At 72.3% G+C, this 14119-nt stretch carries 15 protein-coding genes; 4 read left to right on the top strand and 11 right to left on the bottom strand.

Annotated features, from left to right (window positions below):
• The coding region (locus MTQ10_RS18970; protein WP_441351002.1) for a sodium:solute symporter family transporter at positions 1–901 on the top strand (901 nt) is incomplete at its 5' end.
• Positions 898–2103 carry a sensor histidine kinase gene (locus MTQ10_RS18975; protein WP_247469626.1) on the top strand — a complete coding sequence of 402 codons (1206 nt, stop codon included), beginning with the start codon at positions 898–900 and terminating at the stop codon, positions 2101–2103. The genes MTQ10_RS18970 and MTQ10_RS18975, both read left to right, overlap by 4 nt.
• Positions 2104–2126: 23 nt before the next feature.
• Here the strand turns inward: MTQ10_RS18975 and MTQ10_RS18980 are convergent, their stop codons facing one another.
• The 5 genes from MTQ10_RS18980 to MTQ10_RS19000 all read right to left on the bottom strand — a co-directional run bounded on the left by MTQ10_RS18980 (position 2127) and on the right by MTQ10_RS19000 (position 6811).
• Positions 2127–2297: a hypothetical protein gene (locus MTQ10_RS18980; protein WP_247469633.1), complete on the bottom strand. Its 171-nt coding sequence runs from the start codon at positions 2295–2297 to the stop codon at positions 2127–2129.
• 67 nt (positions 2298–2364) lie between these two features.
• Positions 2365–3315 (bottom strand): cytochrome c oxidase assembly protein, encoded by a 951-nt coding sequence (locus tag MTQ10_RS18985; RefSeq protein ID WP_247469643.1) that lies wholly within the window; start codon positions 3313–3315, stop codon positions 2365–2367.
• A 129-nt stretch (positions 3316–3444) separates the two neighbouring features.
• On the bottom strand, positions 3445–4470 hold the full coding sequence (locus MTQ10_RS18990; RefSeq protein WP_247469645.1) for a 6-phosphofructokinase: 1026 nt from the start codon (positions 4468–4470) through the stop codon (positions 3445–3447).
• 356 nt (positions 4471–4826) lie between these two features.
• The gene (locus MTQ10_RS18995; protein WP_247469646.1) at positions 4827–5555 is read right to left on the bottom strand and encodes a type 1 glutamine amidotransferase; all 729 of its coding nucleotides are present in this window, start codon (positions 5553–5555) and stop codon (positions 4827–4829) included.
• Positions 5556–5572: 17 nt separating this feature from the next.
• Complete coding sequence (locus MTQ10_RS19000) at positions 5573–6811, bottom strand: Mur ligase family protein (protein ID WP_247469648.1); 1239 nt, start codon at positions 6809–6811, stop codon at positions 5573–5575.
• A 147-nt stretch (positions 6812–6958) separates the two neighbouring features.
• On the opposite strand from MTQ10_RS19000, the gene def reads away from it, so the two are divergent.
• Positions 6959–7498: a peptide deformylase gene (gene def, locus MTQ10_RS19005; protein ID WP_247469650.1), complete on the top strand. Its 540-nt coding sequence runs from the start codon at positions 6959–6961 to the stop codon at positions 7496–7498.
• Positions 7499–7584: 86 nt separating this feature from the next.
• Here the strand turns inward: def and MTQ10_RS19010 are convergent, their stop codons facing one another.
• Positions 7585–8229 carry a TetR family transcriptional regulator gene (locus MTQ10_RS19010; RefSeq protein ID WP_247469651.1) on the bottom strand — a complete coding sequence of 215 codons (645 nt, stop codon included), beginning with the start codon at positions 8227–8229 and terminating at the stop codon, positions 7585–7587.
• A gap of 172 nt (positions 8230–8401) precedes the next feature.
• On the opposite strand from MTQ10_RS19010, the gene MTQ10_RS19015 reads away from it, so the two are divergent.
• Positions 8402–9628 (top strand): acyl-CoA dehydrogenase family protein, encoded by a 1227-nt coding sequence (locus MTQ10_RS19015; protein ID WP_247469659.1) that lies wholly within the window; start codon positions 8402–8404, stop codon positions 9626–9628.
• 249 nt (positions 9629–9877) lie between these two features.
• On the opposite strand, the gene MTQ10_RS19020 is transcribed toward MTQ10_RS19015, so the two are convergent.
• The 5 genes from MTQ10_RS19020 to MTQ10_RS19040 all read right to left on the bottom strand — a co-directional run bounded on the left by MTQ10_RS19020 (position 9878) and on the right by MTQ10_RS19040 (position 14083).
• The gene (locus MTQ10_RS19020; protein ID WP_247469660.1) at positions 9878–10228 is read right to left on the bottom strand and encodes a hypothetical protein; all 351 of its coding nucleotides are present in this window, start codon (positions 10226–10228) and stop codon (positions 9878–9880) included.
• Between the two features lie 124 nt (positions 10229–10352).
• Entirely contained in the window at positions 10353–10586 is a 234-nt protein-coding gene (locus tag MTQ10_RS19025) for a DUF6213 family protein (RefSeq protein ID WP_247469661.1), read from the bottom strand.
• 25 nt (positions 10587–10611) lie between these two features.
• On the bottom strand, positions 10612–12006 hold the full coding sequence (locus MTQ10_RS19030; RefSeq protein ID WP_247469663.1) for an NADP-dependent succinic semialdehyde dehydrogenase: 1395 nt from the start codon (positions 12004–12006) through the stop codon (positions 10612–10614).
• Positions 12007–12080: 74 nt separating this feature from the next.
• Positions 12081–12548: an NUDIX domain-containing protein gene (locus MTQ10_RS19035; RefSeq protein ID WP_247469664.1), complete on the bottom strand. Its 468-nt coding sequence runs from the start codon at positions 12546–12548 to the stop codon at positions 12081–12083.
• Positions 12545–14083 carry an ATP-dependent DNA ligase gene (locus MTQ10_RS19040; RefSeq protein ID WP_247469665.1) on the bottom strand — a complete coding sequence of 513 codons (1539 nt, stop codon included), beginning with the start codon at positions 14081–14083 and terminating at the stop codon, positions 12545–12547. Before MTQ10_RS19040 ends, MTQ10_RS19035 begins: the two co-directional genes overlap by 4 nt.
• Positions 14084–14119 lie beyond the last annotated feature (36 nt).

The following is a 14119-nucleotide window of genomic DNA, read 5'->3' on the forward strand; positions in this document are numbered from 1 at the left end:
GTGCGAGGGCGCCGCCGACCGCGCCCCCGGCGGCGCCCTCGCACCCTCCCGCGCCGAGAACCGCGAGGAACGCCCGCTGTACGCCACGTACGGGCTGATCCTCGCCACCTTCCTCGGCACCATGGGCCTGCCGCACGTCGTCGTCCGCTTCTACACCAGCCCGCACGGCGTCGCCGCCCGCCGCACCACCGTCGCCGTCCTGGCCCTCATCGGCGCCTTCTACCTCCTGCCCCCCGTCTACGGCGCCCTCGGCCGGCTCTACGCCCCCGAACTCACCCTCACCGGCGACGCCGACGCCGCCGTCCTGCTGCTGCCCGGCCGGATGATCGGCGGCACCGGCGGCGACCTGCTCGGGGCGTTGATCGCCGGCGGCGCGTTCGCGGCGTTCCTGTCCACCGCGTCCGGGCTCACCATGGCCGTCGCCGGTGTCCTCACCCAGGACGTGCTGCCCTCCCGCGGCGTACGGCACTTCCGGCTCGGCACCGTCATCGCCATGGCCGTACCGCTCGCGGCGAGCATCCTCGTCGGCGGGCTGCCCGTCGCCGACGCCGTCGGCCTCGCCTTCGCCGTGTCCGCGTCGTCGTTCTGCCCGCTGCTCGTCCTCGGCATCTGGTGGCGCCGCCTCACCCCGCCCGGCGCCGCGGCCGGCATGCTCGTCGGCGGCGGCTCCGCGTTCGCCGCCGTCGCCGCCACCATGGCCGGCTTCCCCGACGCGGGCGCCGCCCACGCCCTGCTCGCCTGGCCCGCCCTGTGGTCGGTGCCGCTGGGCTTCCTCACCATGATCCTGGTCTCCCTGGCCACACCGGGACGCGTCCCCGCCGGCACCGCGGCCATCCTCGCCCGCTTCCACCTGCCGGAGGAGCTGCGCACCGAGGTACGCACGGAGGTGACCGCGCCGTGAGCGACTTCCTCGCCGGGCTGCTCATCGCCGTACTGCCCCTGCTCGGCGCCGGCTTCTGGCTCGGCCGGCGCACCGCACGCCCGAAGACCCCCGGCGAGCTGGGCACCCCCGTCGAGCACGCCACCTTCCAGACCCTGCACACCGCGTCCCTCGCCGCGCCGCCCCTGCGGGCCGGGCTCACCGAGGAGACCGCCCGCAAGTCGGCCCGCCGGCTGCGCTCGCTGCTCGGCACGGACGCCCTGTGCCTCACCGACGACCGGCGTGTCCTGGTGTGGGACGGCATCGGCTCCCACCACCGCGACGAGGTCACCCAGCGCCTCGCCGGGCCGCTGGAGACCGGCCGCGGCGAGGCGTTCCGGCTGCACTGCGACACCCCCGACTGCCCGCTGCGCTGGGCGGTCGTCGCCCCCCTCACCGTCGACGACCGGGTGCACGGCGCGCTGGTGGCGTGCGCGCCCCGCGAGTCGGCGGTGCTGGTCCGCGCCGCCGGGGAGGTCGCCCGCTGGGTGTCCGTGCAGCTGGAACTGGCCGACCTCGACGACTCCCGCACCCGGCTCATCGAGGCCGAGATCAAGGCGCTGCGGGCGCAGATCAGCCCCCACTTCATCTTCAACTCGCTCGCGGTCATCGCGTCCTTCGTGCGCACCGACCCCGAACGTGCACGCGAGCTGCTGTTGGAGTTCGCCGACTTCACCCGCTACTCGTTCCGCCGGCACGGCGACTTCACCACGCTCGCCGACGAACTGCACGCCATCGACCACTATCTGGCGCTGGTCCGCGCCCGCTTCGGCGACCGGCTCTCCGTCACCCTCCAGATCGCGCCCGAAGTGCTGCCGGTCACCCTGCCGTTCCTGTGCCTGCAACCCCTCGTGGAGAACGCCGTCAAACACGGACTGGAAGGCAAGACGGACAAATGCCATATCCAGATCACGGCGCAGGACGCGGGCGCCGAGGCGCTCGTCGTCATCGAGGACGATGGCGCCGGCATGGACCCCGACCTGCTGCGCCGCATCCTCGCCGGCGAGGTCAGCCCGTCCGGCGGCATCGGCCTGTCCAACGTCGACGACCGGCTCCGCCAGGTCTACGGCGACGACCACGGCCTCGTCATCGAGACGGCCCCCGGCGCCGGCATGAAGATCACCGCCCGGCTGCCGAAGTACCAGCCGGGCGTGCACTCGCCGGGCCGTGTCGACGGCTCCTGACCACGGACGCGCGCCCCCCGGGGTCAGGCGTTACGGGTGGCGATCATCCCCAGGGTGACCAGGCCGAGCACGACCCAGCCGAACCACAGCCAGCCGTTGCTGCCGAGGGCCACGGTGTAGGCCGTCACGACGACGAGCCCTCCGATGGTGATCGCTCCCATGGCCTTGGTGGAACCGGGCGTGGATCCGGGCATCGCGACACCCTCCTCGAGGTCGGCTCCCTCCATGGTGCCCCGAGAAGGCCCCGCGCACCGAGACCTGTCACCGACCTCGTGCGTGCAGCGAGGCCAGATACGCGTTGTAGGCCTCCAGCTCCTGGTCTCCGTCCCGGTCCGCGGCACGGTCCTTGCGGCGGGCCTGCCGCTCCTCGGAGCGGTACCACTGGAAGAGCAGCGCGATCAGCACGAGCACGGACGGGATCTCGCTGAACGCCCAGGCGATACCGCCGGCCGCGTTCTGGTCGGAGAGCGCGTCGATACCGAGCGACGCCGGCGGATGCTCGAACGTGCCGACCATCGTGGTGGACCCCATCATCAGCGCGATGCCGAAGAACGCGTGGAACGGCATGCCCGCGAACAGCTCCAGCATCCGCATCAGATGCCCCGGCCGGTGCGGGCCGGGGTCGACGCCGATGATCGGCCAGAAGAACACCACGCCGACCGCGAGGAAGTGCACCATCATCGCGACGTGCCCCGTCCTCGAACCCATCAGGAAGTCGAACAGCGGCGTGAAGTACAGCGCGTACAGGCTCGCGATGAACATCGGGATCGTGAACGCCGGATGCGTGACGACGCGCATGTAGCGGCTGTGCAGCAGCGCCAGCAGCCACTCCCGCGGCCCCTTGCGGCCGCGCCCCGCCACCGGCAGCGCGCGCAGCGCCAGCGTGACCGGCGCGCCCAGCAGGACCAGGATCGGCGACAGCATGCTGATCACCATGTGCTGCACCATGTGCACGCTGAACATGACCATGCCGTAGTCGTTCAGCTTGGTGCACATCATCAGCCCGATGGTGAGCACGCCGACGGCGTACGACACCGTCCGGGACACCGGCCAGCTGTCGCCGCGCCGCCTCAGCCGTACGACCCCCCAGCCGTACAGGGCCAGCCCGAGCAGGCAGGCCACGAGGAAGAACGGGTCCGCGGACCACTCAAGGCCTCGCCCCAGCGTGAACGGCGGCAGATCCATGGTCGTGCCGTGCCCGCTGTGATCCATCCGCCGGCTCCTGATTCATGGGGTTGTGCGGTGTCTGTCCGCACTCAGGTTACGGCGCACCCCGGTCACGTCCGTGACCGGGGTGGGGGTGGCGCGCGGCGGCCGGCCGGCGCGGGGGAGCGGGTCGCCCTACAGGACGCACTCGGCTTCCGCGTACCGCTTTGCCGGAACGGTCTTGAGCGTCTCGACGGCCTCCGCCAGCGACACCATGACGATGTCGGTGCCGCGCAGCGCCGTCATCATCCCGAACTCGCCCCGGTGCACGGCCTCCACCGCGTGCCAGCCGAACCGGGTGGCGAGGACCCTGTCGTACGCGGTCGGTGTGCCGCCGCGCTGGACGTGCCCGAGGATGACCGGCCGGGCCTCCTTGCCGAGGCGCCGCTCCAGTTCGACGGAGAGCTGCCGGGCGATGCCGGCGAACCGCTCGTGGCCGTAGATGTCCTTGCCGCCCTCGTCGAAGTCCATGCTGCCGGGCTTCGGCTTGGCGCCCTCGGCGGCGACGACGATGGCGAACCGCTTGCCGGCGGAGAACCGCTCGCCGACCCGCCGGGCCAGTTCCTCGATGTCGAAGGGCCGCTCGGGCACGACGATGGCGTGCGCTCCGGCCGCCATGCCGGACTGGAGGGCGATCCAGCCGGTGTGCCGGCCCATGACCTCGACGACGAGGACCCGCTGGTGGGACTCGGCGGTGGTCTTCAGCCGGTCCAGGGCGTCGGTCGCGACACCGACGGCCGTGTCGAAGCCGAACGTGACGTCGGTGACAGCGATGTCGTTGTCGATGGTCTTCGGCACGCCGACGACGGGCAGACCGGCGTCGGACATCAGCCGGGCCGCCTTGAGGGTGCCCTCGCCGCCGATCGGGATGATCGCGTCCAGGCCGAGGTCGCGGACGTGGCCCCTGGCCCGCTCCACACCGTCGCGCAGATGGGAGGGCTGGACCCGGGAGGAGCCGAGGATGGTGCCGCCTCGGGCGAGGATGCCGCTGACCGCGTCCAGGTCGAGCTTGAGGTAGTCACACTCCAGGAGGCCCTTCCAGCCGTCCCGGAAACCGATGACCTCGTCGCCGCGGTCGGCCACGGCGCGGTGCACGACGGACCGGATGACGGCGTTCAGGCCGGGGCAGTCGCCGCCGGACGTGAGGACACCAATGCGCATAGCCCGAAAAACCTTCTCCACGTGGGCCGGGACCGGACCGCGCTGTCCGGCTCGATCCCCGCCACCCTAGCGGTATCGGGGGGTGGGGCAGCACCGAGCGTCCGCCTGTCGGACTGCCCCGCTCACCTGTGCGGATGCCCTTTCAGACGGGCCGTCTCCCGGCGCCGCGCAACACCCTCGGACGGCCCTCGAAATCCCTCCGGACGGCCGCCACGATCCGGGCGGACCGCCCGTTGACGCCGCAGGCCCCGGCCGGAGCCGGGGCCTGCGGGAGGTCGTACGAGGGAGGTACGAGCCGGAGAACGGAACCGGACGTGAGCCCGTCCGGTGCCGGCGCGCGGGTCGCGCCGGTGGTGTCACGCCGTCTGCTGCGCGGCGGCGATGCGCTCGTTGCGCAGCGCCTCGTACCAGCGGTCGTCGGTCGGCGGCAGCGCGTTCACATCGAGGGCCAGCTTCAGCAGCAGGTCCGCGATCTGCGGGTTGCGCGCCAGCACCGGCCCGTGCATGTACGTGCCGAAGACGGTGCCGTTGTACGCGCCTTCCGTGCCGTCCCCGGTGCCGTTGCCGTTGCCGAAGCGGACGTTGGCGAAGGCGCGGGCGGTGGGGCCGAGGTGGGTGACGCCCTGGTGGTTCTCGAACCCGGTCAGCGGCGGCAGTCCGAGCCGCGGGTCGATGTCGGCGAGGACGTCGCCGACGCACCGGGCGCCCTCGCCGCGCACGGACACGACGTCGAGCAGGCCGAGGCCGGGCTCGCGCTGGCCGAGGTCGTTGATGAACTCGTGGCCGAGGATCTGGTAGCCGGCGCAGACGGAGAAGACGATCGCGCCGTTGTCGACGGCCCGGTGCAGCCCGCCGTCGCGGCGCAGCCGCTCCGCGGCGAGCCGCTGCGGCCGGTCCTCGCCGCCGCCGATCAGATAGATGTCCCCGGAGGTGGGGATCGGCTGGTCGCTGCGCACGTCGAGGCGGGCCACGTCCAGGCCGCGCTGCCGGGCGCGGCGCTCGACGACGAGGACGTTGCCCTGGTCGCCGTAGGTGGAGAGCAGGTCGGGGTAGACCCACACGACCCGCAGGCTGTTGTCGCTCACGAAAGTCCCCTGGTTGGTCAGTTGCCGACGCGGCGGCGCAGGTCCTGGAAGGCGGTGTAGTTGGCGATGACCTCGATCCGGCCGGGCGGGCACATCTGCACCGCCTGCTCGAGGCTGTCGCAGACCTGGAAGTGCTGGTCGGCCACCTCCAGGCGGACCGCGAGGTCGAGCTTGCGGTCGCCGAGCACGAAGATCGGGTGGCCGGTGAGCCGGGTGTAGTCGACGTCCCACAGCCAGGAGGTGTCGGTGCCGTCGGCGGCGCGCGCGTTCACCGAGAGGATCACCGGGGCGGGCGGCGGGTCGATCAGGGAGAACGTCTCCAGCCAGCCGGCCGGGTTCTTCGCCAGCAGCAGCCGCAGGTCACGGCCCTGGAACTGGACGACGTCGTAGCGTCCGGCGACGGCCTGCACGCTGTACATGCGTTCCAGCGCGACCTGCGGGGGCACACCGAAGACGGCGGCGACGGCCGCGGAGCTGGCCGCGTTGGCCTTGTTGGCGCGGCCGGGCAGTTGCAGATGGATCGGCCAGGCGGAGCCGTGCGGGTCGAGGACGTGGTCGCCGTTGAGCACCCAGCTCGGTGCGGGGCGGCGGAAGCCGCACTCGCCGCAGAACCAGTCGTCGCCGGGCCGCTGCATCACACCGCCGCAGGACGGGCAGGACCAGGCGTCGTCCTTCCACATCTGCCCGGCGGCGACCCAGATCACGTTGGGGGAGGAGGACGCCGCCCACACCACCAGGGGGTCGTCGCAGTTGGCGACGATGACGGCCTTGGAGCCTGCGAGGCCCTCGCGCCAGTTCTCGGCGAGCATCCGGGTCTCGGCGGCGCGGTCGAGCTGGTCGCGGGAGAGGTTGAGCAGTGCGATGCACTTGGGCTCGGTGTCGCGGGCGACGCCGGCCAGGTACTTCTCGTCGACCTCGATCACACCGAACTTGGCGTCGGAGCCGCCCGCGAGGGCGGAGGTGATGCCGGCGGGCATGTTGGCGCCGAGCGCGTTGGAGACGACCGGGCCCGCGGCGCGCAGCGCCTCGGCGATGAGCCGCGTGGTGGTGGTCTTGCCGTTGGTCGCCGAGACGAGGACGACGTCCAGGTTCTGGGCGAGCTTGCCGAGGAGGTCGGGATCGAGTTTGAGGGCCACCCGGCCACCGATCACCGAACCGCTGCCGCGTCCGGCGGCGCGCGATGCCGCAGCGACCGCCTTGCCCGCGGTCACGGCCAGCTTGGCCCGCGGCGTGAGCGGGTCCGAGTTGCCTGCCATCAGTTCTCGATCCTCCTTGCGTACGCGCCGCGACTAAGCCTGACGGCCACGTGGTGTGGACCTCAGCCTATCGAGATCCGTTCGCACTCCCGAACCACGGTCCCACGCGCGGCGGGCGGGGGCCGAGGGCACCGTACCCTTGCCGCCATGCGACACGGCCCGATCCCGGGCGCCCGCGGGCGCGTCCGGCCCCTCACCCTGCTCGGCGACCCGATTCTGCACCAGGCCTGCGAGGACGTCACCGGCCACGGTCCGGAACTGGCGGCGCTGGTGGAGGACTTGTTCGCCACGATGTACGCGGCGCGGGGGGTGGGGCTGGCCGCCAACCAGATCGGCGAGCCGGTCCGGGTCTTCGTGTACGACTGCCCGGACGACGAGGACGTCCGGCATCTCGGACATGTGGTGAATCCGCGTCTGGTGCAGGCGGACGGCGTGGTGGTGCGCGGCCCGGAGGGCTGTCTGTCGCTGCCGGGCCTCGAAGCGGGCACGGAACGCTTCGACCACGCCGTGGTGGAGGGCTTCACGGTCGCCGGGGAGCCGGTCACCGTGCACGGGACGGGGTTCTTCGCCCGGTGCCTTCAGCACGAGATGGACCATCTGGACGGCCGGGTCTACGCGGACCGGGTACGGGGGTGGCGCCGGCGCCGGCTGATGCGGCAGGTGGCGCGGGCCTCGTGGAGCCGGTGAGCCGGGCGTCCGGCACGGGCGCCGGATGCGGGCGAGGCGGGGCGGCGGGGTGGCACACCGCCCTGTGCCCCCGCCGTGCCCGGTCCTCAGAAGCCGGGGCCGCCCATCTTGTCCCCGGCGGCGGCCAGCCGGCCCCACAGCAGGTCGGCGAGGCTGCGCACCAACTCGGCGCGGGAGCAGGGCCGTTCGCCGAGCCACCAGTCGCCGGCGGCGTGCATCATGCCGACGATGCCGTGTCCCCAGACCCGGGCGAGCTGCTGGCCGCCGGGACCGAGGTCGAGGCGTTCCTCGATGACGGTCGCCAGTTCCTCGCCCATCCGGCGCAGCAGCGGTGCGCTGTGCTTGCCGACGTCGAAGCCCTGGTCGCCGCTCTGGCCGCCGTCCGCCGGATGCATCAGGAACCGGTACACCTGCGGTCGGGCCTCGATCGCGGCGAGATAGGTGTCCAGGGTCGCCTCGACACGCTCACGCCGGTCGGCCGGGGCGTCCAGTGCCGCCCGCAGCGAATCGAGGAGGGCGTCCGTGTGCCGTTTGGCGAGGGCCGCGTAGAGTCCGCCCTTGTCTCCGAAGTGCCGGTAGAGGATCGGCTTGGTGATGCCGGCCTCCGCCGCGATGGCGTTCATGGAGGCCTGCGGGCCGTCGCGCAGCACCACCCGGTCGGCGGCCTCCAGCAGCTCGCGCCGTCGGCGGTCGGCGGACCGCTGCTGCTCGGTCCGCTGTGTGGTGTCCATGTGCTCTCCCCACCCGTGCTGTTTCGGTGACGCCAGCGCAAAGTAACACTCGTGGCGCCCACCAGCTCGAACGGGCTGCCGACGAGTCATCGGGAGTTGACTTTCCCTACCAGCCGGTAACAGACTGCGGTTACCGCAAGTAACATGCAGATGTGCCGCCGCTGGAGGGGACATGGCCGAGTTCACCATGGAGCTGAACGACGAACAGAAGGAAGTCCGGGACTGGCTCCATGGCTTCGCCGCCGATGTGATCCGCCCCGCGGCCGCCGAGTGGGACGAGCGCGAGGAGACCCCCTGGCCGGTGATCCAGGAGGCCGCCAAGGTCGGCATCTACTCCCTCGACTTCTACGCCCAGCAGTACTTCGACCCCACCGGCCTCGGCATCCCCATGGCGATGGAGGAGCTGTTCTGGGGCGACGCGGGCATCGCCCTGTCGATCGTCGGCACCGGCCTCGCCGCCGTCGGCGTCCTCGCCAACGGCACCGAGGAGCAGATCGGCACCTGGATCCCGCAGATGTACGGCGACGTCAACGACGTCAAGGTCGCCGCGTTCTGCTCCTCCGAACCCGACGCCGGCTCCGATGTGGCCTCCATGCGCACCCGCGCCGTCTACGACGAGGCCAAGGACGAGTGGGTCATCAACGGCACCAAGACCTGGGCGACCAACGGCGGGATCGCCAACGTCCATGTGGTCGTCGCCGTCGTGGACCCGGAACTGGGCTCCAAGGGACACGCCTCCTTCATCGTCCCGCCGAACACGCCCGGCCTGTCCCAGGGCCAGAAGTTCAAGAAGCACGGCATCCGCGCCTCCCACACCGCCGAGGTCATCCTCGACAATGTGCGCGTCCCGGGCTCCTGCCTGCTCGGCGGGAAGGAGAAGCTGGACGAGCGCCTGGCCCGCGCCCGTGAGCGGGCCAAGTCCGGCGGTGAGCGCGTGAAGAACGCCGCCATGGCCACCTTCGAGGCGTCCCGCCCCGCCGTCGGCGCCATGGCGGTCGGCACCGCCCGCGCCGCGTACGAGGTCGCCCTCGACTACGCGAAGACGCGTGAGCAGTTCGGCCGCCCGATCATCGACAACCAGGGCGTCGCCTTCCAGCTCGCCGACATGCGCACCCAGATCGACGCCGCCCGCCTGCTGGTGTGGCGCGCCTCCTGGATGGCGATCAACGGCAAGCCGTTCACCGCGGCCGAGGGCTCGATGTCCAAGCTGTTCGCCAGCGAGACCGCGAAGAAGGTCACCGCCCAGGCGATCCAGATCCTCGGCGGCAACGGCTACACCCGCGAGTACCCGGTGGAGCGCATGCACCGGGACGCTGCCATCTACACGATCTTCGAGGGCACCAGCGAGATCCAGCGCCTGGTCATCGCCCGCACCCTGTCGGGGATGCAGATCCGGTAAGGCGCCGGCCCCCCGGTGCGGGGGCCACGCGGAACAGGCACCGACCGGGCCCGGTCGCCGGGACCGGCGGCACGCACGGCGGCTGCCGGTCCCGGCGGTGCCTCAACGCGACCGGCGACGGGACGCCGTACCGCCGCAAGAGTCTGCGGAGCCTGCGGCGAAGACGTCCGCGGAGCCGCCCCCCTCGCCCCGTCGTGGAGCGGGGGGCAACGCCAGGTCACCACGTCACCGGCAGCGCTTCCGGCCCGCTCATCGGAGCGTCCTCGCGGAACGGCACCCGATGCGCCGGAACGGCCGGCCCCAGCACCGGCATCCGGTCCAGCAGCGCGTCCGGCAGCAGTACAGGGCACGCGCCACGTCCCGTACCCGCTCCACCCCCTCGGCACGGATGAAGCGGGGGCCGCCGCTCACCCTGCGTACATCGTCCGTACGAGTGACCAGCCGGGCCCAGCCGTCGCCGCCCGGCACCGGGACACGGTCCACAGGGCCCGGCACCGGCATCGGGTCGGCGGAGGCAGGGGCGCGGAGGGTGTCGTCCGGGCCGGGCAGGGGCGACGCCCGGACGGGAGACACCTGCTCGGTGATCGTCTCTTCGCTCATCGCACGCCGCCTCGTCGCTCGGCACGAGGCCTCGGGGCCCGGAGGAGGGGCCGCGCAGGCCTGCGGGTCTTCCGGTCCTCCCGTCTTCCGGCTCCGGGGGCCACGGGTCCTGACGCGGTTTTCGTTACGGCGCCCCGCTGCTGTGCGCGATGCACGCCACGTCGATCCGGTCGGCCAGCTTGGCCAGCTCGATGGTCAGGGCCGCGACGGTGTCCTCGTCGAGCCCGTCCTCACCGTTCTCCACCAGCCGCAGCCACCGCCCGCCCAGCGTCCGCAGCAGCTTGCTCACGTCGGCGGCGGCCACCTGCAAGGTCCCGCGGTCATCGACGATCAGAGGCAGAGTCACTTCGCGGTTCACATCCGCGATCGTAACCGCGAGACGCTCACGCACCCTGCCAAACCGTGGTGATGTTGCAGAACTCGCGGATTCCGTGCCCGGACAGCTCACGCCCGTACCCCGACCGCTTCACACCGCCGAACGGGAACGCCGGATGGGAGGCGGTCATCCCGTTGACGAAGACACTGCCGGCCTCCAGATCCCGTACGAACCGGTCGACCTCCGCCTCGTCCGACGTCCACACGTTCGAACTCAGACCGAACGGCGTGTCGTTCGCGATCAGCACCGCCTCGTCCAGGTCCGCGGCCCGGTACAGCGTGGCCACCGGCCCGAAGGCCTCCTCCCGGTGGATGCGCATCTCACGGGTGATGCCGGACAGCACCGTCGGCGGGTAGTACCAGCCCGGCAGCTCCGGCCGGCGCAGCCGGTGCCCGCCGCACAGCGCCGTCGCCCCGCTGCGCACCGCGTCGTCGACCAGCTCCTCCAGATCGGCCCGGCCCTGCTCGCTGGCGAGCGGACCCACGTCGGTGTCCTCGTCCATCGGGTCGCCCACCTTCAGCGCCTTCATCCCGGCGACGAACCTCTCCGCGAACGCGTCGTACACGTCGGCGTGCACGATGAACCGCTTCGCGGCGATACAGGACTGGCCGTTGTTCTGCACCCGCGCCGTCACCGCGACCCGCGCCGCACGGTCCAGATCGGCGGACGGCATCACCACATACGGGTCGCTGCCGCCCAGCTCCAGCACCGTCTTCTTGATCATCTCGCCCGCGGTGGAGGCCACGGCCCGCCCGGCCGGCTCGCTGCCGGTGAGCGTCGCCGCCTTCACCCGGTCGTCCCGCACCACGTCGTCGACCTGAGCCGCGCCGATCAGCAGCGTCTGGAAGCAGCCCTCGGCATAGCCCGCACGATGGAACAGGTCCTCCAGGTACAGCGCCGTCTGCGGCACATTGGACGCGTGCTTCAGCAGCCCGACGTTGCCGGCCATCAGCGCGGGCGCCGCGAACCGCACCACCTGCCACAGCGGGAAGTTCCACGGCATCACCGCCAGCACCGGACCCAGCGGCCGGTAGCGCACCCGCACCCGGGAGGCACCGGAGTCCTTCACATCCGACTCCGCGGGCTCCTCGTCCGCGAGCAGCGCCTCCGCGTTCGCCGCGTACCAGCGCATCGCCTTGGCGCACTTGAGGACCTCGGCGCGGGCCTGCTTGACCGGCTTGCCCATCTCGGTGGTCAGCATCCGCCCGGCGTCCCGCTCGTCCGCCTCCAGCAGATCCGCGGCCCGGTTCAGCAGCCGGGCGCGCTCGGCGAAATCCGTCGTCCGGTACGTGCGAAAGGTGGCCTCGGCGAGCTGGAGCCGCCGCTCGACCTCCTCCTCGCCCATGGCCTCGTACGTCTTCAGCGTCTCGCCGTTCGCCGGGTTCACCGTCGCGATGGGCATGACCGACCTCCCTGGGAGCGGGCTGTGCTTCGACCTTCGCGCGCGGCGTCCCCGACCGCAACGCGGGTGCGTCCTCAGGGCGAGTGATCCGCCAGCCGGTCCAGAAACGCGGCCTGCGCCGTGACGATCACCTCACGCGCCCGCTCCAGACCGAACCACGCCACCCGGTCCAGCTCCGGGAACTCCCGCGTACGCCCCGAACGCGGCGGCCACTCCATGCGGAACGTGCCCGGCACCACCGCCGCCGGATCCAGATCGCCCTCCACCGCCCACACGGTGACGACCTTGCCGCCCTTCTGCCGGACCTCACCGAGCGGTACCGCCCTCCCGTCGGGCGGCTCCAGACCCAGCTCCTCACGGAACTCACGGCGCGCCGCGTCCCACGCCGGCTCATCAGCGTCGTACTCGCCCTTGGGCACGGTCCACGCACCCGCGTCCCGCCGCGCGAAGAACGGGCCGCCCATGTGCCCCAGCAGAACCTCCAGCCCCTCCCCGGTACGGCGGTACAGCAGCAGCCCGGCGCTGCGCGCGGGCCCCGTCACCGCAGCACCCCGGGGTGCGCCGCGAGCAACGACTCCACCGTGTCGGCGTCCTCCGGGCGCTTGTCCTCCCGATAGCGCAGCACGCGCGCGAAACGCAGCGTCACCCCCGCCGGGTAGCGGGTGGAACGTTGCAGACCGTCGTAGGCGATCTCCACGACGAGCCTCGGCCGCACGGTCACACCCCAGTGGTGCTCCTCGACGGCCAGCTCCCGCAGACGCTCCGTCTGCCAGGCCAGCATCGCATCGGTCATGCCTTTGAAAGTCTTGCCGAGCATCGCCCAGCCGCCGTCCGCGGTGCGGGCACCCAGATGCAGATTGGACAGCCGGCCGGTGCGCCGCCCGTGCCCCCACTCCGCCGCCAGCACCACCAGGTCCAGCGTGTGCACCGGTTTCACCTTCAGCCAGGACGCGCCGCGCCGGCCCGCACTGTAGGGCGCGTCCAGCGCCTTGACGACGACACCTTCGTGACCGCGGGCCAGGGTCTCGGCGAGGAACCGTTCCGCCTCCGCAATGTCCTGCGGCCCCCGAGCGAGCGCCCGCCGCACCCGCATCGGCTCCGGCACCAGCCCGGCCAGCACCGTGTGCCGCTCGGCGAACGGCAGATCCAGCAGATCCCGGCCGTCCACCGACAGCGCGTCGAAGAACACCGGCGACACCGGCACCTCGGCCGCCGCCCTCGCCACATCCGTGCGGGACCCGACCCGCCCCGCCGTCTCCTGGAAGGAACGGGGCCGCCCGTCCTCACCGAACGAGATCACCTCCCCGTCCAGGATGAACCGACGGCCCGCCAGCCCCCGCACCACGGCCGACACTTCGGGCAGCCGGTCCGTGATGTCGTCCAGGGTGCGCGTGTGGATCCGTACCGTGTCCCCGTCCCGGTGCACCTGCACCCGGATACCGTCCAGCTTCTCCTCCACCGCGCACACACCCAGCTTCCGCACGGCCTCGTCCACCGACGACGCGCTGTGCGCCAGCATCGGCAGCACCGGACGGCCCACGGTCAGCCGGAACCGGTCCAGCGCCGCCGGCCCGTCCGCCAGCAGACCCTGGGCGACTGGTTGCAGCCCCCCGGCCAGCATCACCGCCCGCCGCACCCCGGCCGGATCCGCGCCGGTCGCCTGCGCGAGACCCTCCACCGCGACCGCGTCCAGCGCGCCCTGACGCACCTCACCCGTGAGCAGACCCAGCAGAAAACGCTGCTCCGTCTCCGTCGCCGCGCTCATCAGCTCCCCGGCGAGCCGGACCCGCTCGGCCTGCGAACCCGGGCCGGACACCCCGGCAAGCTCGGTCAGCCGCGCATCGACCTCACGGACCGTGAGCGAGGGCTCCGCCGCCGGCGGCACCGGACGCCCCAGCACCTTCCAGCCCACCCCGATCCGGCCCTGCGGCAGCCGCCCCGCCAGATACGGGATCACGATCGGCACGTCGTCCGCTTCCGCCTCCCGGAACAACTCCGCCAGCAGCGCGGTCTTGCGGTTCCGCGCGGCCGTGGCCGCGACCTCCCGGGACACTTCGGCGAGCCGGTGCAGCAGCATGCAGCCATGGTGCTACGGGCGGGGGCGGGGCACGTG

This window comes from Streptomyces sp. XM83C, assembly GCF_023072675.1.
GTDB lineage: Bacteria > Actinomycetota > Actinomycetes > Streptomycetales > Streptomycetaceae > Streptomyces > Streptomyces thermocoprophilus.

What these genes read in the sequence shown, in the direction of transcription:
- MTQ10_RS19040 (WP_247469665.1), bottom strand. Translation starts at nt 14,083, where the DNA reads ATGCTGCTGCACCGGCTCGCCGAAGTGTCCCGGGAGGTCGCGGCCACG.
- MTQ10_RS19010 (WP_247469651.1), bottom strand. Translation starts at nt 8,229, where the DNA reads ATGGACACCACACAGCGGACCGAGCAGCAGCGGTCCGCCGACCGCCGA.
- MTQ10_RS19015 (WP_247469659.1), top strand. Translation starts at nt 8,402, where the DNA reads ATGGCCGAGTTCACCATGGAGCTGAACGACGAACAGAAGGAAGTCCGG.
- MTQ10_RS19030 (WP_247469663.1), bottom strand. Translation starts at nt 12,006, where the DNA reads ATGCCCATCGCGACGGTGAACCCGGCGAACGGCGAGACGCTGAAGACG.
- MTQ10_RS18985 (WP_247469643.1), bottom strand. Translation starts at nt 3,315, where the DNA reads ATGGATCACAGCGGGCACGGCACGACCATGGATCTGCCGCCGTTCACG.
- MTQ10_RS19000 (WP_247469648.1), bottom strand. Translation starts at nt 6,811, where the DNA reads ATGGCAGGCAACTCGGACCCGCTCACGCCGCGGGCCAAGCTGGCCGTG.
- MTQ10_RS19020 (WP_247469660.1), bottom strand. Translation starts at nt 10,228, where the DNA reads ATGAGCGAAGAGACGATCACCGAGCAGGTGTCTCCCGTCCGGGCGTCG.
- MTQ10_RS18990 (WP_247469645.1), bottom strand. Translation starts at nt 4,470, where the DNA reads ATGCGCATTGGTGTCCTCACGTCCGGCGGCGACTGCCCCGGCCTGAAC.
- MTQ10_RS18980 (WP_247469633.1), bottom strand. Translation starts at nt 2,297, where the DNA reads ATGCCCGGATCCACGCCCGGTTCCACCAAGGCCATGGGAGCGATCACC.
- def (WP_247469650.1), top strand. Translation starts at nt 6,959, where the DNA reads ATGCGACACGGCCCGATCCCGGGCGCCCGCGGGCGCGTCCGGCCCCTC.